This is a genomic window from Pseudomonas sp. BP6, assembly GCF_017875935.1.
GTDB lineage: Bacteria > Pseudomonadota > Gammaproteobacteria > Pseudomonadales > Pseudomonadaceae > Aquipseudomonas > Aquipseudomonas putida_Y.
This window is the reverse complement of sequence record NZ_JAGINI010000001.1, coordinates 5,697,098-5,716,566: the sequence shown is the minus strand read 5'-3', so window position 1 is coordinate 5,716,566 and position 19,469 is coordinate 5,697,098. Positions and strand designations below refer to the sequence as shown.

At 62.1% G+C, this 19,469-nt stretch carries 12 protein-coding genes; 4 read left to right on the top strand and 8 right to left on the bottom strand.

Annotated features, from left to right (window positions below; translation table 11 throughout):
• The first annotated feature begins 3 nt into the window (after positions 1-3).
• From mscK to trxC, 3 genes are all read left to right on the top strand, one after another.
• Positions 4-3,312: a mechanosensitive channel MscK gene (mscK, locus tag J3A98_RS25945; RefSeq protein WP_209969459.1), complete on the top strand. Its 3,309-nt coding sequence runs from the start codon at positions 4-6 to the stop codon at positions 3,310-3,312.
• A 180-nt stretch (positions 3,313-3,492) separates the two neighbouring features.
• Complete coding sequence (selO, locus tag J3A98_RS25940) at positions 3,493-4,953, top strand: protein adenylyltransferase SelO (protein ID WP_209969456.1); 1,461 nt, start codon at positions 3,493-3,495, stop codon at positions 4,951-4,953.
• Between the two features lie 48 nt (positions 4,954-5,001).
• Positions 5,002-5,436, top strand: a complete 435-nt coding sequence (trxC, locus tag J3A98_RS25935; RefSeq protein ID WP_209969452.1) for a thioredoxin TrxC — start codon at positions 5,002-5,004, stop codon at positions 5,434-5,436.
• Here the strand turns inward: trxC and J3A98_RS25930 are convergent.
• Both J3A98_RS25930 and J3A98_RS25925 read right to left on the bottom strand, forming a co-directional pair.
• Positions 5,433-6,206 carry a ParA family protein gene (locus J3A98_RS25930; RefSeq protein WP_176684794.1) on the bottom strand — a complete coding sequence of 258 codons (774 nt, stop codon included), beginning with the start codon at positions 6,204-6,206 and terminating at the stop codon, positions 5,433-5,435. The genes trxC and J3A98_RS25930 overlap by 4 nt on opposite strands.
• Positions 6,207-6,282: 76 nt before the next feature.
• Positions 6,283-7,182: a LysR family transcriptional regulator gene (locus J3A98_RS25925; RefSeq protein ID WP_176684793.1), complete on the bottom strand. Its 900-nt coding sequence runs from the start codon at positions 7,180-7,182 to the stop codon at positions 6,283-6,285.
• Positions 7,183-7,347: 165 nt separating this feature from the next.
• Here J3A98_RS25925 and J3A98_RS25920 point away from each other — a divergent pair, with 165 nt between their 5' ends.
• On the top strand, positions 7,348-8,535 hold the full coding sequence (locus J3A98_RS25920; protein WP_245355316.1) for an MFS transporter: 1,188 nt from the start codon (positions 7,348-7,350) through the stop codon (positions 8,533-8,535).
• A 67-nt stretch (positions 8,536-8,602) separates the two neighbouring features.
• Here the strand turns inward: J3A98_RS25920 and J3A98_RS25915 are convergent, their stop codons facing one another.
• From J3A98_RS25915 to aroB, 6 genes are all read right to left on the bottom strand, one after another.
• A complete protein-coding gene (locus J3A98_RS25915) occupies positions 8,603-8,950 on the bottom strand; it encodes a NirD/YgiW/YdeI family stress tolerance protein (RefSeq protein WP_176684791.1) in 348 nt (115 codons plus the stop codon).
• Between the two features lie 116 nt (positions 8,951-9,066).
• On the bottom strand, positions 9,067-10,131 hold the full coding sequence (gene hemE, locus J3A98_RS25910; protein WP_209969449.1) for a uroporphyrinogen decarboxylase: 1,065 nt from the start codon (positions 10,129-10,131) through the stop codon (positions 9,067-9,069).
• A gap of 194 nt (positions 10,132-10,325) precedes the next feature.
• On the bottom strand, positions 10,326-11,744 hold the full coding sequence (locus J3A98_RS25905; protein WP_209969445.1) for an FAD-dependent oxidoreductase: 1,419 nt from the start codon (positions 11,742-11,744) through the stop codon (positions 10,326-10,328).
• Between the two features lie 124 nt (positions 11,745-11,868).
• Positions 11,869-16,314: a glutamate synthase large subunit gene (gene gltB, locus J3A98_RS25900; RefSeq protein WP_209969441.1), complete on the bottom strand. Its 4,446-nt coding sequence runs from the start codon at positions 16,312-16,314 to the stop codon at positions 11,869-11,871.
• Between the two features lie 373 nt (positions 16,315-16,687).
• Positions 16,688-18,262, bottom strand: coding sequence for an AAA family ATPase (locus tag J3A98_RS25895; RefSeq protein WP_209969437.1), 1,575 nt, complete (start codon positions 18,260-18,262; stop codon positions 16,688-16,690).
• A 15-nt stretch (positions 18,263-18,277) separates the two neighbouring features.
• The gene (gene aroB, locus J3A98_RS25890; protein WP_003249149.1) at positions 18,278-19,375 is read right to left on the bottom strand and encodes a 3-dehydroquinate synthase; all 1,098 of its coding nucleotides are present in this window, start codon (positions 19,373-19,375) and stop codon (positions 18,278-18,280) included.
• Positions 19,376-19,469: the final 94 nt, after the last annotated feature.

Here is a 19,469-nt window from a genome sequence, read left to right as displayed (position 1 = left end):
CCTATGTCCCTGCGCGTGTACCTTCGCACAGCCCTGCTCGGGTTGTGCCTGTCCCTTTCTTTTGCGGCTACCGCGGCAGAAGCCCCGACCACCGCCAGCATCCAGAACAGCCTCGACAAGATCGCCGAGCGCAAGCTGCCCGAGGCAGACCAGAAGGCGCTGCAGCAGGTGCTCGAACAAACGTTGAGCCTGCTTGCTGCCAAGGAAGATAGCGAGAAGAAGCTTGCTGCACTGAAGCAGCAACTGAGCAGTGCCCCCAAAGAGACCAGTGACAGCCAGAAGGAGTTGGCCAGGCTCAAGGAAACCAAGGCACAACCGGTGGCCCAGCGCTACGCCAACCTCACCGTGCCACAGCTTGAACAGATGCTCAGCGAACGCAACACGCAGCAGGGCGAACTGCAAAAGGCGCTGTCTGAAGCCAACAGCCTGATCATCAACTCGCAAACCCGCCCCGAGCGCGCCCAGGCCGAGATCAGCAGCAGCCAGACCCGCACCCAGCAGATCAACAGCATCCTCAAAACCGGCAAGGACGGCGGCAAATCCATCAATGCCGACCAACGCAACCAGCTCAACGCCGAGCTGGCCTCGCTCAACGCGTTGACCCTGCTGCGCCGCCAGGAGCTGGCCGGCAACAGCGTGCTGCAAGACCTCGGCAATGCGTGTCATGACCTGCTGGTCGAGCGTGCTGCGCGCCTGGAGCAGGAAATCCAGGACCTGCAGACGCTGATCAACGACAAACGCCTGGCCCAGTCCCAGGAAGCCGTCACCCAGCAGTCGATCGAGGCTCAGAAGGCCGGCGGCAGCAGCCTGCTGGCCACTGAGAGCGCGATCAACCTCAAGCTTTCCGACTACCTGCTCAAAAGCACCGATCGCCTCAACGAATTGACCCAGCAGAACCTGCGCACCAAGCAGCAGCTCGACAGCCTGACCCAGGCCGACCAGGCGCTTGACGAGCAGATCAACGTGCTCAAGGGAAGCCTGCTACTGTCGAAGATCCTTTATAAGCAGAAACAGACCTTGCCGCACCTGAAGGTCGACCGCGACCTGGCCGACCAGATCGCCGACACCCGCCTGTACCAGTTCGAAGTCAACCAGCAACGCGAGCAGATGAGCAGCCCGGTCACCTACGTCGACAAGCTGCTGGCGGCGCAACCGCAGGAAGATGTGACCCCGCAGCTGCGCAAGGCCCTGCTGGATGTAGCCATCACCCGTAGCGACCTGTTGGAGCGGCTGAACCGCGAGCTGTCGGCGCTGCTCAACGAATCGATCACCCTGCAACTCAACCAGAAGCAACTGCTGGGCACCGCGCAGAGCCTGCGTACCACCCTCGACGAGCAAATGTTCTGGATCCCCAGCAACAAGCCGCTGGACTGGGACTGGCTGCAATACGTGCCAGCGCGCCTGGCCGACCAGGTCGCCAACCTGCCGTGGGGCTCCAGCCTGAAAGAGCTGGCCGATGGCCTGAGCCAGCGCCCGTTGCTGTTCCTGCCGCTGCTACTGGTGATCGGCGCGCTGTTGTGGCGGCGCAAATACCTTTACCAACGGTTAGGCAAAGTGCACCAGGATATCGGCCACTTCCGCCGTGACAGCCAATGGCACACGCCCCAGGCAATCCTTATCAACATTCTGCTGGCGATGCCGGTCAGCCTTGGCCTTGCGCTGTGCAGCTACGCCCTGCAGATCGACGCCCGCGGGCAGAATGCCAACCTGGGTGCCGCACTCTGGCAGCTGGCCCAGGCCTGGCTGGTGTTCTACACCGCCTACCGTATCCTGGCACCCGGTGGCGTGGCGGAAGTCCACTTCCGCTGGCACAAACCGCAGGTCGAGTTCCTGCGCGGCTGGGTTCGCCGCCTGGGCACCGTGGTGCTGGCACTGGTCGGCGTGGTGGCAGTGGCCGAGCACCAGCCTTCGGCACTGGCAGACGACGTGTTGGGCATCGGCGTGGTACTGACCTGCTATGCGCTGATGGCCTGGCTACTCAGCCGCCTGCTGCTCAGCAGCCCGGCACACCGTGACACCTCGCTGTTCCGCAGGGCCGTGGGCGTAGCATTCACCGCCCTGCCCGTCGCCCTGTTCGTCGCCGTGTGCTTCGGCTACTACTACACCGCACTGAAGCTCACCGACCGTCTGATCTATACCCTGTACCTGCTGCTGTTCTGGCTGGTGATCGAGGCCGCCTTCGTGCGCGGCCTGTCGGTAGCGGCACGACGCCTGGCCTACCAGCGTGCGTTGAGCAAGCGTGCGGCGGCCAAGGAAGGGCTGGATGGCGAAGTCATCACCGAAGAGCCAACGCTGGATATCGAACAGGTCAACCAGCAGTCGCTGCGCCTGATCCGCCTGGCCCTGCTCGGCGGCTTCATCGCCGGCCTGTACTGGGTATGGGCCGACCTGATCTCGGTGTTCGCCTACCTCAACAATTTCGTCCTCTACGAATACACCAGCGGCACCGGCGCCGCCGCCAGCATGGTACCGATCAGCCTCGGCGACCTGCTCGGCGCACTGGTGATCGTCGGCATCACCTTCGCCCTGGCCGGCAACTTGCCAGGCCTGCTGGAAGTACTGGTGCTGTCACGCCTGAACCTCGCCCAAGGCAGTGCCTACGCCACTACTACGTTGCTGTCGTACACCATCGTCGGCATCGGCATCGTCAGTACCCTGTCGACCCTGGGGGTGAGCTGGGACAAGCTGCAATGGCTGGTGGCCGCGCTGTCAGTAGGCCTGGGCTTCGGCATGCAGGAAATCTTCGCCAACTTCATCTCCGGCATCATGATCCTGTTCGAGCGCCCGGTACGGATTGGCGACACCATCACCATCGGCAACCTGTCGGGCACGGTAAGCAAGATCCGCATCCGTGCCACCACCATCACCGACTTCGACCGCAAGGACATCATCGTCCCCAACAAGACCTTCATCACTGGCCAGCTGATCAACTGGTCGCTGACCGATACGGTCACCCGGGTGACGCTGAAGCTGGGCATCGACTATGGCTCAGACCTCGAGCTGGTGCGCGACCTGCTGCTCAAAGGCGCGCATGAGAACCCACGCGTGCTCAAGGACCCGGAACCGATCGTGTACTTCCTCAACTTCGGCGAAAGCTCGCTGGACCACGAACTGCGCATGCACGTCCGTGACCTGGGCGACCGCAACCCGACACTGGACGAGATCAACCGCTACATCAACCGCGAGTTCAAGGTCCACAACATCAAGATCTCGGTGCGCCAGGTAGAGGTATTCTTGATGGACGCGAAGGGCGGCAAGCAGCAATTGATTCCGATGGAACAGCCGAAATCGGATGGCACTGCTTCGGCCTGAATGGGCTCGAATACTTTATTGTGTGCAAAATGGCTGCGAGGGCTTCGCCCTCGTTCGCGGGTGAACCCGCTCCTACACAGGGACCGCACTGCTTTCAGGCGCTGCATGTTCTTTGTAGGGGGGGCAGCCGCGAAGGGCCGCCAAGTGGCCCCATTGGCACCGATTCCAAGGAGCAGTCCCGTGAAAGCCCTCGACCAACTCACCTTCGACAACCGCTTCGCCCGTCTGGGCGATGCGTTCTCCACCCAGGTGCTGCCCGAACCCATTGCAGACCCGCGCCTGGTGGTAGCGAGCGAGTCGGCCATGGCCTTGCTCGACCTCGACCCCGCCCAGGCCGAACTGCCGGTGTTCGCCGAGCTGTTCAGCGGCCACAAGCTGTGGGAAGAGGCCGACCCTCGGGCGATGGTTTATTCCGGCCACCAGTTCGGCTCGTACAACCCACGTCTGGGCGACGGCCGTGGCCTACTGCTGGCCGAAGTGCTCAACGACGCTGGCGAACACTGGGACCTGCACCTCAAGGGCGCCGGCCAGACCCCCTACTCCCGTATGGGTGATGGGCGCGCTGTGCTGCGCTCGTCGATCCGCGAGTTCCTCGCTTCCGAAGCCTTGCACGCCCTGGGCATCGCCACCAGCCGGGCGCTGTGCGTGATCGGTTCCAGCACCCCGGTGTGGCGCGAAACCCGTGAAAGCGCGGCCATGCTGACGCGTCTGGCGCAGAGCCATGTGCGTTTCGGCCATTTCGAGTACTTCTACTACACCAAGCAGCCCGAGCAGCAGCGCGTGTTGATCGACCACGTGCTCGAACAACACTATCCCGAATGCCGTGACGCCGAGCAGCCCTACCTGGCCATGTTCCGCACCATCGTCGAGCGCAATGCCGAACTGATCGCCCGCTGGCAGGCGTATGGCTTCTGCCACGGCGTGATGAACACCGACAACATGTCGATCCTCGGCATCACCTTCGACTTCGGCCCGTACGCGTTTCTGGACGACTTCGATGCCAACTTCATCTGCAACCACTCCGACGACCGTGGCCGCTACAGCTACGCCAACCAGGTGCCCATCGCCCACTGGAACCTCAGCGCGCTGGCCCAGGCACTGACCACCGTGATCGAAGTTGAGCCGCTGAAGGAAGCGTTGGGCCTGTTCCTGCCGCTGTACCAGGCCCATTACCTGGACCTGATGCGCCGGCGCTTGGGGCTGACCACGGCCGAAGATGACGACATGGGGCTGGTCGAGCGCCTGCTGCAGTGCATGCAACGCGGTGGCGTGGACTACAACCTGTTCTTCCGCAAACTGGGTGAGCAGCCGGTGGCTGAGGCACTGCAGGTAGTGCGTGATGACTTTATCGACCTGGCCGGTTTCGATGCCTGGGGCGCAGACTACCTGGCCCGTTGTGGGCGTGAACCCGGTAATGCCGAAGGCCGCCGTGAGCGTATGCATGCGGTGAATCCGCTGTACGTGCTGCGCAACTACCTGGCGCAGAACGCCATCGAAGCGGCCGAGGCGGGGGACTACAGTGAAGTTCGACGGCTGCACCAAGTCCTGGCCAGACCTTTTGAGGAGCAGCCCGGGATGCAGGCCTACGCCGAGCGACCGCCAGAGTGGGGCAAACACCTGGAAATCAGCTGCTCTTCCTGATTAGCACCGCTCCCACAAGGAAACCGTGAACCCAACACCGGAGATGAAATGACCGACCCACTGGTAATCCCCTGCCCCCACTGCAACGGCCTCAACCGCCTGCCCGCCGAGCGCCTGGGCGATGCGCCGAAATGCGGTCGCTGCAAAAAGGATGTGCTGTTGAGCATCCCCTTCGAACTGACTGAAGCCAGCTACGCCAGCCAGATCAAAGGCGACCTGCCGCTGCTGGTCGACATCTGGGCCGACTGGTGCGGCCCGTGCAAGTCATTCGCCCCCACCTTCGAAGAGGCCGCTCGGCAACTTGCTGGCCGCTGCCGCCTGGCCAAGCTCGACAGCGAAGCCAACCGTAACCTCGCAGGGCAACTGGGCATACGCTCGATCCCCAGCCTGCTGCTGTTCAAGAACGGCCGCGAAATTAGCCGCCAAGCCGGGGCGTTTCCACTCCAGTCATTGCTGGAGTGGCTGCGTAGCCACGGGGTTTAAGCGTTCTCTTCAAGCAGCGAATGCAACTCGACAAACTGCTGAGTCAGCTTGTGCCGCGGTTCCAGGTGAATCAGCGGCAGGCTGGCGTGGTGCGATTCGCGCATTTTCACCGAACTGCCCAAGTACACCGGCAGCACCGGCAACCCTTCGGCCAGCAGTTCGTCGAGCATCTGCTGTGGCAGGCTGGCACGTGACTGGAACTGGTTGACCACGATGCCTTCGACCATCAGGTCTTCGTTGTGGTCTTCCTTGAGGTCTTCGATCTCGGCCAACAGGCCATACAAGGCCTGGCGAGAGAAGCTGTCGCAGTCAAAAGGGATCAGCACGCGATCAGCAGCGATCAGCGCAGAAACTGCGTAGAAGTTCAGTGCCGGCGGGGTATCGATATAGATCCGCTCGTAATCCTCGTCCAGTGCGTCGAGCAGCTTACGCAGCTTGTTGATCTTGTGCTTGGCCTCCAGCTTCGGCTGCAGGTCGGCCAGCTCGGCAGTGGCAGTGACCACGTGCAGGTTGTCGAACGGCGTTTCATAGATATCGACCTTGTTCTTCTTGCTGAACGGCCCGCTGGACAGGCTCTGCTTGAAGAAATCGGCAATGCCCATGGGGATGTCCTCGCCGGTCAGGCCGGTGAGGTATTGGGTCGAGTTCGCCTGGGCATCCAGGTCGATCAACAAGGTCCGGTAACCTTCATTGGCACTGACCGCCGCCAGGTTGCAGGCAATGCTCGACTTGCCTACGCCACCTTTTTGATTGAACACCACGCGCCGCATGCTTGACCTCCGTGTATCAACGAATGCCCGAGTATGTGGCGGCATGGGGGCAATGACCAGTGCCATTTGACCGGCATCACGCCTGACCGACCACCTGTCCTGTCAACAACTCGGTAAATGCCTTGGCCATCACCGAATGACCGCGCTCGCGCTGCACCAGCCACACCGCCGTCATCGCCTCTTCATCGAGCAAGGTACGGTACACCACCCCTTCTATGCGCATGCGCTGGAACGAAGCCGGCAACACCGACACCCCCAGCCCCGCCGAGACCAGACCGATGATGGTCATCGCTTCACCTGCCTCTTGCGCAAAATGGGGGCTGAAACCCGCATGCCGCGCCAGGCTCAGCAATTGTGCATGCAAACCGCTGCCATAACTGCGCGGGAAGAACACGAAGGGCTCAGGGGCCAACGCCGCCATGTAGACGCCTTGCTCAGTGCCCTCGGCCAGCGGATGCGAGGCATTGATCACCGCCACCAACGGTTCTCGGAACAACTCGGTGGCCACCAACCCCTCCGGCAGCGGCATCGGCCGCATCAACCCCACCTCGATGGACTCGTCGAATACCCCTTCGGCAACGTCACGGCTGCTCATTTCCTTGAGGTTCAAGTGCACCGCCGGAAAGCGCTGACGGAAGGCATGAATGGCCTTGGGGATTTTCGAGGTGAACGGGGCCGAGGAGGTGAAACCGATTTTCATCTCCCCCAGCTCGCCCAACTGCGCACGCCGGGCTACATCCGCAGCCTTCTCAACCTGCGCCAATACCTGGCGCGCTTCCTCGAGGAACAATCGACCGGCCTCGCTCAGTTCGACACGACGGTTGGTACGCTCGAACAGCCGGGCCCCTAACTCCTGCTCCAGAGCCTGGATCTGCTGGCTCAAGGGCGGCTGGGAAATACCCAACTGCTGGGCGGCGCGGCCAAAGTGCAGCTCTTCGGCCACAGCAATGAAGTAACGCAGATGACGCAGTTCCATGATCCGCTCCAAATAAGTCGCCAGACGTCTCAAATAGGTCGAACAATATATTGGATCTAATCGTTAGGCAGCTATATGCTTTTTTCATTGCGCCAGAGGTACCCTCCCGTGAAAACTGCAGTAGCCCCCCTCCTCCTTGAGCCAAAGCCTGCCATCCTGAGCGAAATGTGGATCGAAAAAGGCACACCCGCCTTCATGAAAACCGTGCTGGCCTTGTTCAGCGGCGGGTTCGCCACCTTCGCCTTGCTGTACTGCGTACAGCCGATGATGCCTCTGCTATCCAGTGAGTTTGCCATCAACGCGGCACAGAGCAGCCTGGTGCTGTCGGTGTCCACCGCCATGCTGGCGTTCGGCCTGCTGATCACCGGCCCCATTTCTGACCGCATCGGACGCAAGCCCGTGATGGTGTTCGCGCTGGTCTGCGCCGCCCTGTCCACCTTGGCCAGCGCCGTGATGCCCAGCTGGGAGCTGGTACTGGCCACCCGCGCCTTGGTCGGCCTGTCGCTGAGCGGCCTGGCGGCAGTGGCGATGACCTACCTGAGCGAAGAGATCCACCCGCAGCACATTGGCCTGGCCATGGGCCTGTACATCGGCGGCAACGCGATTGGCGGCATGAGCGGGCGGCTCATCACGGGCGTATTGATCGACTTCGTCAGCTGGCACACGGCGATGCTGACCATTGGCGGCCTGGCCCTGGTGGCTGCGCTGGTGTTCTGGAAGGTGCTGCCGGAGTCACGCAATTTTCGCGCACAGACGATGAACCCGCGCAGCCTGCTGGACGGTTTTGTCATGCACTTCAAGGACGCCGGCCTGCCCTGGCTGTTCCTTGAAGCCTTTCTGCTGATGGGCGCCTTCGTCACCTTGTTCAACTACATCGGCTACCGCCTGCTGGCCGAGCCCTACCACATGAACCAGGCACTGGTCGGCTTGCTGTCGGTGGTCTACCTGTCAGGCATCTACAGTTCGGCACAGGTCGGCGCCCTGGCGGACAAACTGGGCCGGCGCAAGGTGTTCTGGGCCAGCATCGTGGTAATGGCGAGTGGCTTGCTGATGACACTGGCCAGTCCACTGGTGATGGTGATCGTGGGCATGCTGGTGTTCACCTTCGGGTTCTTTGGTGCGCACTCGGTGGCCAGCAGCTGGATCGGCCGCCGGGCGCTGAAGGCCAAGGGACAGGCGTCGTCGCTATACCTGTTCTGCTACTACGCCGGCTCCAGCGTGGCCGGTACGGCGGGCGGAGTATTCTGGCACCAGTGGGGCTGGAACGGGATCGGGCTGTTCATTGGCAGCTTGCTGGCGGCGGCATTGCTGGTGGCGTTGCACTTGAGCAAGTTACCACCCAAAACGGTGTGATGCGTTCGTGGGCACGCCCGCATCCACAACCTGCGGGAGCGGGCGTGCCCACGAAGAGGCTATTAGATCAGTTGATGATCTCGACAATATCCACATCCACTTCCCGACTCATCAGGTGCTTTTCCACCTCACCGGTCAGCTTCACCTTGGTCTTGTCGTTGAACGGCGTCGGCGGCAGGTCCTCATCGTCGATCTCGACAGTGATGGTGCCGGTGTTGTCCTTGAACTCGTACTTGTCGTCGTTGTTGATCTTCTTGGTCACGAACCCCTGCAGTACAACCGGGGTGTCATCGGCAGCGTCATTGGCGGCGGCAACAGTGGTTACCGACTGGGCGCCAGGGCCGGTGTAGCCAGCGGCAAATGCGCCAGTGCTGAACAAGGGGGCGAAGATGAGGGCGAGATAACGGATTTTCATGATAATCGGGTCCTGTTTCGGTTTCGATGGGACCAGATTAGCGACGATCGCTGAATTCAAACTTAACGTACAAAAAACCCGGCATCGAAGCCGGGTTTACTGTGCAGTGCATCAAGTCACTGGTGGTACTGCGCCGACAGTTCGTGCACGGCGTTGATGAATGCACCCGCATGTTCCGGGTCAACTTCCGGCGTGATGCCGTGGCCGAGGTTGAATACATGGCCGGTGCCGTGGCCATAACTGGCCAGGATGCGCGCCACCTCCTTGCGGATGGCCTCGGGCTTGGCGTACAACACGGTCGGGTCCATGTTGCCTTGCAAGGCTACTTTGTCACCCACGCGGCGACGGGCATCGCCGATCTCGCAGGTCCAGTCCAGGCCCAGCGCGTCGGCACCTGCGTCGGCGATGCTTTCCAGCCACAAGCCGCCATTCTTGGTGAACAGGATCACCGGCACCTTGCGCCCCTCATGCTCGCGGATCAGGCCGCTGACGATCTTGCGCATGTAGGCCAGTGAGAACTCCTGGTAGGCCGCCGCCGACAGGTTGCCGCCCCAGGTGTCGAAGATCTGTACGGCCTGGGCGCCGGCCAGGATCTGGCCGTTCAGGTAGCTGGTGACCGACTGGGCCAGCTTGTCCAGCAGCATGTGCAGGGCTTGCGGGTTGTCGTAGGCCATGGCCTTGGTCTTGCGGAAGTCTTTCGACGAGCCGCCTTCGACCATGTAGGTGGCCAGCGTCCACGGGCTGCCGGAGAAGCCGATCAGCGGCACACGGCCATTGAGCTCACGGCGAATGGTGCTGACCGCGTCCATCACGTAGCCGAGGTCTTTCTGTGGGTCCGGGACTGGCAGCGCTTCGATGTCGGCGGGGGTACTGATGACCTTCTTGAAACGCGGGCCTTCGCCGGTTTCGAAGTACAGACCCAGGCCCATGGCGTCGGGGATGGTGAGGATGTCCGAGAACAGGATCGCCGCGTCCAGCGGGTAGCGGTCCAGCGGCTGCAGGGTGACCTCGCAGGCGAACTGCGGGTTCATGCACAGGCTCATGAAGTCACCGGCCTTGGCGCGGCTGGCGCGGTACTCCGGCAGGTAGCGGCCGGCCTGGCGCATCATCCACACCGGGGTGACGTCTACAGGTTGCTTGAGCAGTGCACGCAGGAAACGATCGTTCTTCAGGGCAGTCATGTCGGCATCCGGAAAAATAGTGCGGGCATTTTCTCAGACACCAGCGCAAAAGGCACGGCCATGGCCATGTGTTTTGTCTATTGGATGCCACAGATCAAGCGTTTTTGTATACAAAAGCTTCGCGGGCATGCCCGCTCCCACAGGTTCTGCGCTCAAACCTGCGGGAGCGGGCATGCCCGCGAATAGGTCGCCAATCAGACTTCTAGGTAGTCGAGGATACCCTCGGCGGCCGTACGCCCTTCGAAGATCGCAGTCACCACCAGGTCCGAACCACGCACCATGTCGCCACCGGCGAACACTTTCGGGTTGCTGGTCTGATGCTTGAACTTACCCTTTTCCGGGGCAACCACACGGCCCTGGCTGTCCAGCTGAATGCCATGCTGCTCAAACCACGGCGCCGGGCTCGGGCGGAAGCCGAAGGCGATCACCACGGCATCTGCCGGCAGGATCTCTTCGGAGCCTGGGATGGGCTCAGGGCTGCGGCGGCCACGGGCATCAGGCTCGCCCAGGCGGGTCTCGACCACTTTGACGCCTTCGACCCTGTCCTCACCCACAATGGCAATGGGTTGGCGGTTGTAGAGGAACTTCACGCCCTCTTCCTTGGCGTTCTTCACCTCTTTGCGCGAACCCGGCATGTTGGCTTCGTCACGACGATAAGCACAGGTCACCGCCTTGGCGCCCTGACGGATCGAGGTACGGTTGCAGTCCATCGCGGTGTCACCACCGCCCAGCACCACCACTTTCTTGCCCTGCATGTCGACGAAGTCTTCCGGCGACTTCTCGAAGCCCAGGTTGCGGTTGACGTTGGCGATCAGGAAGTCCAGTGCGTCATGCACGCCCGGCAGGTCCTCGCCCGGGAAGCCGCCCTTCATGTAGGTGTAGGTACCCATGCCCATGAACACTGCATCGTACTCGGCGAGCAGCTGTTCCATGGTCACGTCCTTGCCCACCTCGGTGTTCAGGCGGAACTCGATACCCATGCCGGTGAAGACTTCGCGGCGGTTGCTGAGCACGGTCTTTTCCAGCTTGAACTCGGGGATACCAAAGGTCAGCAGGCCGCCGATTTCCGGGTTCTTGTCGAACACCACCGGGGTTACCCCAGCGCGCACCAGCACGTCGGCGCAGCCCAGGCCCGCCGGGCCGGCGCCGATGATGGCGACGCGCTTGCCGGTTGGCTTGACCTTGGACATGTCCGGACGCCAGCCCATGGCGAAGGCGGTGTCGGTGATGTACTTCTCCACCGAGCCGATGGTCACCGCGCCAAAGCCGTCGTTCAAGGTGCAGGCACCCTCGCACAGGCGGTCTTGCGGGCAAACACGGCCGCATACTTCGGGCAGGGTGTTGGTCTGATGCGACAGTTCCGCCGCGGCCAGGATGTTGCCTTCGGAGACCAGCTTCAACCAGTTGGGGATGAAGTTGTGTACCGGGCACTTCCACTCGCAATACGGGTTACCGCAGCCCAGGCAGCGGTGCGCCTGCTCTACGGACTGCTGCGGCTTGAACGGTTCGTAGATTTCCACGAACTCCTTCTTGCGCTGGCGCAGCAGCTTTTTTTTCGGGTCCTTTCGGCCCACTTCGATGAACTGGAAGTCGTTGTTCAGACGTTCAGCCATTTTTCAAAACCTCTTCACAGCAGCTGCAAGCTACAAGCTGCAAGCCGCAAGACGATCACTTAAGCCGGGCAAACCTCGAACTGCCATTTACTTGCAGCTCGGGGCTTGCCACTTGCAGCTGTTTTTACTGCGGGTTGGCACGGGTGCTGGACAGCAGTTGCTTCAGGTTGGCTGCCTTCGGCTTGACCAGCCAGAAGCGCCGCACGTAGTCGTCCAGGTTCTCCGAGAGCTCACGCCCCCACTCGCTGCCGGTCTCATCCACATACTCGGCAAGGACACGCGCCAGGTGGCTACGGTAGGCCTCCATCGCTTCGCCACTGATACGCTGGATTTCCACCAGCTCGTGGTTGAGCTTGTCGACGAAGCTATTGTCCATGTCGAGCACGTAGGCAAAGCCGCCAGTCATGCCAGAACCGAAGTTGTAACCGGTCTTGCCCAGAATGCAGACAAAGCCACCGGTCATGTATTCACAGCAGTGATCGCCAGTGCCCTCGACAACAGCATGGGCGCCGGAGTTACGAACAGCGAAGCGCTCGCCCGCAGTACCTGCGGCAAACAGCTTGCCGCCAGTGGCACCGTACAGGCAGGTGTTGCCGACGATGGCGCTGTGCTGGGTTTCGAACGGGCTGCCGGCTGGCGGCACGATGGTGACCTTGCCACCGGTCATGCCTTTGCCGACGTAATCGTTGGCATCGCCTTCCAGGTGCAGGTTCAGGCCACCGGCGTTCCACACGCCAAAGCTCTGGCCCGCAGTCCCCTTGAAGCGGAAGGTGATCGGCGCCGCAGCCATGCCCTGGTTGCCGTGCAGGCGGGCGATTTCGCCCGACACACGCGCACCGATGGAGCGGTCGCAGTTGCAGATGTCGAGGCTGAACTCGCCACCCGCCTGGTCGCGGATGGCCGGCATGGCCATATCAACCATCTTCTCGGCCAACTCGCCCAGGTCGAACGGCGGGTTCTTGTCGACTTCGCAGAACTGCGGTTTGTCCGCCGGAATGTGCGAACTGCCCAGCAGCGGCGACAGGTCGAGGTACTGCTGGCGTTCGGTGTCACCTGGCAGCACATCGAGCAGGTCGGTACGGCCGATCAGCTCGCCAAGGCTGCGCACGCCCAGCTTGGCCAACCACTCGCGGGTTTCTTCGGCGACGAAGGTGAAGAAGTTGATCACCATGTCGACGGTGCCAATGTAGTGGTCCTTGCGCAGCTTGTCGTTCTGGGTGGCCACGCCGGTGGCGCAGTTGTTCAGGTGGCAGATGCGCAGGTACTTGCAGCCCAGGGCAATCATTGGCGCGGTACCAAAGCCGAAGCTTTCGGCACCGAGGATGGCCGCCTTGATCACGTCCAGGCCGGTTTTCAGGCCACCGTCGGTCTGCACCCGCACCTTGCCGCGCAGATCGTTGCCGCGCAGGGTCTGGTGAGTTTCCGCCAGGCCCAGCTCCCAAGGGGCGCCGGCGTATTTGATCGAGGTCAGCGGCGAAGCACCGGTACCACCGTCGTAACCGGAGATGGTGATCAGGTCGGCATAGGCCTTGGCCACACCAGCAGCGATGGTGCCCACGCCCGCTTCGGCTACCAGCTTGACCGATACCAGCGCCTGCGGGTTGACCTGTTTGAGGTCGTAGATCAGCTGGGCCAGATCTTCGATCGAGTAGATGTCGTGGTGTGGAGGTGGCGAGATCAGGGTCACGCCAGGCACCGCATAACGCAGCTTGGCGATCAGGCCGTTGACCTTTCCGCCCGGCAACTGGCCGCCCTCACCGGGCTTGGCGCCCTGGGCAACCTTGATCTGCAGCACTTCGGCGTTGACCAGGTACTCCGGAGTCACACCAAAACGGCCGGTGGCCACCTGCTTGATCTTCGAGCTCTTGATGGTGCCATAGCGCGACGGGTCTTCGCCGCCTTCACCAGAGTTGGAGCGGGCGCCCAGGCGGTTCATGGCCTCGGCCAGCGCTTCGTGAGCTTCCGGCGACAGTGCACCCAGCGAGATCCCCGCCGAGTCAAAGCGCTTGAGAATCGCCTCCAGCGGCTCGATCTGCTCCAGCGCCAGCGGCTGGTCGGCCACCTTCACTTTGAGCAAGTCACGGATCATCGACACCGGGCGCTGGTCCACCAGCGTGGTGTATTCCTTGAACTTGGCGTAGTCGCCCTGCTGCACGGCCGCTTGCAGGGTGTTGACCACGTCCGGGTTGTAGGCGTGGTATTCGCCACCGTGGACGAACTTCAGCAGGCCACCTTGCTGGATCGGCTTGCGCGCGCTCCAGGCTTCGGCCGCCAGCAGCTTCTGGTCGTTTTCCAGGTCTTCGAAGCGCGCACCCTTGATGCGGCTGGACACGCCCTTGAAGCTCAGGCCCACCACTTCCTCGGCCAGGCCGATGGCTTCGAACAGCTGTGCACCGCGGTACGAGGCGATGGTGGAGATCCCCATCTTCGACAGGATCTTCAGCAGGCCCTTGGAAATACCCTTGCGGTAGTACTTGAACACTTCGTCCAGGTCGCCCAGCACTTCGCCGGTACGGATCAGGTCAGCCAGTACTTCATACGCCAGGTACGGGTAAACGGCCGAGGCACCGAAGCCCAGCAGCACGGCGAAGTGATGCGGATCACGGGCGGTAGCGGTTTCCACCAGGATGTTGCTGTCGCAACGCAGACCCTGTTCGGTCAGGCGGTGGTGCACGGCACCAACGGCCAGCGACGCGTGCACCGGCAGCTTGCCCGGGGCGATATAACGGTCGCTCAGCACCAGCTGGGTCTTGCCCTCACGCACAGCTTCTTCGGCCTGGTCGGCAATGTTGCGGATGGCCGCTTCCAGGCCGACGCTCTGCTCATAGTTGAGGTCGATCAGCTGGCGGTCGAAGCCTTCGCGCTCCAGGTTCATCAGCGAACGCCACTTGGCAGGTGAGATGACCGGCGAGCTGAGGATTACCCGCGAAGCGTGCTCCGGGGACTCCTGGAAGATGTTGCGCTCGGCACCCAGGCAAATTTCCAGCGACATCACGATCGCTTCGCGCAGCGGGTCGATCGGCGGGTTGGTCACCTGAGCGAACTGCTGGCGGAAGAAATCGTACGGCGAACGCACGCGCTGCGACAGCACGGCCATCGGCGTGTCGTCACCCATCGAACCAACGGCTTCCTGGCCCTGCTCACCCAATGGGCGCAGTACCTGGTCACGCTCTTCGAAGGTAACCTGGAACATCTTCATGTATTGCTTGAGCTGGTCAGCGTCGTAGCTGGCCACGCCCTGGTCGTCGGTCAGCGTCGCCTGGATACGCGTAGCGTGCTGACGCAACCAGCGCTTGTATGGGTGCCGCGACTTCAGGCGGTTGTCGATGGCGTCGGTGTCGAGAATCTGGCCGGTTTCGGTGTCCACGGCAAGGATCTGGCCCGGGCCGACACGGCCCTTGGCCAGCACTTCCTCAGGCTGATAGCCCCATACGCCGATTTCCGAGGCGATGGTGATGTAGCCATTGGTGGTGGTCACCCAGCGCGCCGGGCGCAGACCGTTACGGTCGAGCAGGCACACCGCGTGGCGGCCTTCGGTCATGACGATACCGGCCGGACCATCCCACGGCTCCATGTGCATGGAGTTGTATTCGTAGAAGGCGCGCAGGTCGGCGTCCATGGTCTCGACGTTCTGCCATGCTGGCGGTACCAGCATGCGCACGCCGCGGAACAGGTCGATGCCACCGGTAACCATCAGCTCCAGCATGTTGTCCATGCTCGACGAGTCGGAACCGACGCGGTTGACCAGCGGGCCGAGCTCTTCGAGGTCGGGGATCTGGTCGTTGGCGAACTTGGTGCGACGAGCCACGGCCCAGTTGCGGTTGCCGGTGATGGTGTTGATCTCGCCGTTGTGGGCGAGGAAGCGGAACGGCTGCGCCAGCGGCCATTTTGGCAGGGTGTTGGTGGAGAAGCGCTGGTGGAACACGCAGATCGCGGTTTGCAGGCGCTCGTCACCCAGGTCTGGGTAAAACGCCGCGAGATCGCGCGGCATCATCAGGCCTTTGTAGATGATGGTCTTGTGCGAGAAGCTGCAGATGTAGTGGTCGGCGTCATGGGCGTTGGCCACCGACGAACGACGACGGGCGCTAAACAGCTTGATGGCGAATTCCTGATCGCTCAGGCCTTCACCGCCAATGAACACCTGCTCGATCTGCGGCAGGCGCTCCAGGGCCAGGCGGCCGAGTACGCTGGTGTCGATCGGCACCTTGCGCCAGCCGACCAGTTTCAGGCCGGCGGCGAGGATCTCGCGGTCCATGTTGGCGCGGGCAGCTTCGGCTTTGACCGGGTCCTGGTTGAAGAACACCATGCCGACGGCGTACTGCCTGGGCAGCTCGACAGCGAAGTGCTCCTGGGCCACGGCTCGCAGGAACTGATCGGGCTTCTGCATGAGCAGACCGCAACCGTCACCGGTCTTGCCGTCGGCATTGATGCCGCCGCGGTGGGTCATGCACGTCAACGCCTGCATGGCAGTTTGCAGAAGGTGGTGGCTCGGCACGCCCGTCATATGGGCGATCAGGCCAAAACCACAGTTGTCCTTGAATTCTTCGGGATGGTACAGACCTGTTTTCATAGACACATTCTCACCAGGTTCACCTCTCAACGGAGGTAAATCTCTTTTTTAACAACCACTTACCATCCACGCCGATCAAACGCCAGCTTTTTTGCGGTGGTCATGGAAAACCATTGTTGCACAGCGACAGCGATGCCCACAAATTTTCATGTCTCGGCATTGAAAATTTATGTCGCAATTTTGAATGTTTTTGCGCCATGCGCCGTGATAGCGGCTTGACTCGAGTCTGAAGCGTTTCAGCCATGACTGCAACTAGGGGCTTGTGGCCGGCAGTCCGGGACAGAAAAGCCTGCCGCGCTCGGGCGCAGCAGGCTAGTCGAAAGCTAGAATTCGCTTAGCTACTGGGCGGCGGGGTGATGCCGCCCGGAAGGTATCAGCGGGCCGCGGCCAGCTCTTGTTGGACGCTGGCGACGGTACGTGGCCAAGGTTTACCAGCCTGGACCTTCGCTGGCAAGTTCTTGATTGCCGCAACCGCTGCGTCACGGTTGGCGAAACTGCCGTAAGTCACGACGTACAGGGGCTTGCCCTGCAGGGTTTTCTTGAAGTAGCGATAGTCGCCACCCTGGGCCTTGACGTAAGCCTGGGCCGACGCTTCGGAGCTGGTTCCGAGGATCTGCACCACATAGTTGCCAGGCTTCTGCCCGGCATACCAGCCACCATTACCAGCGCTAGCGGCGGCTGGTTTTTCGGCAGCTTTGGGGGCCGGCTTGGCCACGGCGACCTGGGTCGGCGCTGGTGCTGGCTTTACAGGTGCAACCGGCTTGACGGGCTGGGTTGCGACAGGCTTCGGCGCAGGCGCAACCGGCTGGGCAGGCGCCGGGCCAGCCGGCACACCTTGTGGCGGGGCGATGGTGGTCACGGTAGGTGGCGGGTTGCCAGGCTGCAGCGCGGTGTCGCCAGCCGGGCTTCCCTCTTCACCCTCGCCCATGCCTGCGGCTTGGGCCAGCGGTTCGCGCATCACCGGCTGCGACTGGCCAACCAGAGGCAGCGGCATTGGCTGGGAAGAGCCAGAGAACTCGATGGCAGCGCCCTGCTTGCCATCGCCCAGCGGCAACTGGGCTTGGGCGGCCGGCGCTTCGGCAGGGGCCTTGTCGCCTTTCTTGGGCATCAATACCGCGGCCGCAACGGCAACCACGACCACAGCGGACAACGCGAGTACATGTTTTGTAGGCATCTTGAACCCCATGGTTGGTCGCTTGGCCGTCGAGCGGCTGGCGATCATGGTTTCGATCAAAGTGTCACGGGCGACCTGATTGATGTTGCCAGGCCAGCCGTCGGAGTTTTCATGGATATCGGCGATCTGTTCACGGCTGAACACCTCGATGCCCCGGCCTGCACCTTCCAGGCGCTGCTCCAGATACTCGCGGGTTTCTTCTTCACTGTAGGGCGCAAGCTCAATGATGTGGAACCGCTCTTCCTCGACATTGAGCTCATCCAGCCCGGCAATCAGCGATGGCTCACCGAACAGAAACACGTGCGGACGCCCTTCAGGTACCCCCGCCGCCAATTCCAGCAACGCTTGGAGTGCAGACTCGTCGAGTTGTTCCGCATCGTCCACCAGCAAATACACTTCCTGCCCGGTCAGTGCCAGTTGCACCACCTTCGACAGGATCGCCTGCACCTCGGGCTGGGCGACACCCAACTCCTGCGCGACCTGCGCGAGCATACTGGAGGCATCGCTGGCGCTGCGGGCTGACACCACCACACTTTGCACAGCCTGCTTGTTGGTACTGGCCACCAGGGCCTGGCGCAGCAGCGACTTGCCGCTGCCCAATGGGCCACTGACCACCAGCATCAACTGGCTATAGCGCGCCAGGTGGTGCAGTTGGCCAAGCACGGGCTTGCGCTGGGCCGGGAAGAACTTGAAGCCAGGTACGCGGGGCGCGAACGGATCATGGCTCAACTGGTAATGGTCGAGAAAGGCCTCATCGGCATGCAAACTTGTCATTGCGCTGTCACAACCTCAAAGCTGGGCCACGATCGCGCGGTAATCCGCCGACAGCGTGGCCTGGAGAATCTCTTTCGAATAGTCGTCGGTCACCACGGCCTCGCCCATCTGGCGCAGCAGCACCAGACGCAAACGGCCGTCGAGCACCTTCTTGTCGACCGCCATGTGCTCCATGAAATGCGCCGGGGTCATTTCCTGTGGTGGCACCACCGGCAAACCTGCGTCCTGCAACAGGCGGATCCCACGATCGCGCTCAGCCTGATCGATCCAGCCAAGGCGCATGGACATTTCCAGAGCCATCACTGTACCCGCCGCCACGGCTTCGCCGTGCAGCCACACGCCATAGCCCATATGGGTTTCGATAGCATGCCCAAAGGTATGCCCCAGGTTCAGCGTGGCCCGTACGCCAGACTCGCGCTCGTCGGCCCCCACCACTGCAGCCTTGGCCGCGCAAGAACGGCGGATGGCCTCGGTCAGGGCTGCCGAATCGAGGGCACGCAGTGCCTGCATATTGTCTTCGAGCCAGGCGAGGAACGGCTTGTCGCAAATCAGCCCGTACTTGATCACTTCAGCCAGGCCTGCAGACAGCTCGCGCGCTGGCAGGGTCTTGAGGCTGGTGGTATCGATCAGCACCGCATTGGGCTGATAGAAAGCACCGACCATGTTCTTGCCCAGCGGATGATTGATGCCGGTCTTGCCACCCACGGAAGAGTCGACCTGAGACAACAGGGTAGTCGGCACCTGGATGAAGTCGACGCCGCGCTGGTAGCAGGCGGCAGCGAAACCAGCCATGTCACCAATCACGCCCCCACCCAGAGCGACCACAGTCGTACGACGATCATGGCGGGCTGTCAGCAGGCCATCGAAGATCAGTTGCAATGTTTCCCAGTTCTTGTGGGCTTCACCATCGGGCAACACCACTGGCAGTACCGAGTAGGCACCGAGGGCCTTGCTCAGGCGTTCGAGATACAGCGGCGCGACGGTCTCGTTGGAAACGATGGCAACCTGCCGACCCGCGATGTGCGGTGCCAGCAGCTCGGGCTGGTCCAGCAGGCCTTCGCCAATGTAGATCGGGTAGCTACGCTCGCCCAGGTCGACCTTTAGTGTCTGCATGTATCCCCACAATGTACTTGGGCGCGGCGCCATCCGGCGACCTGCGCGGTAACGTTGAGCCTCGCCTCGGCGCTGGAAGCCGAGAATAGTCCCG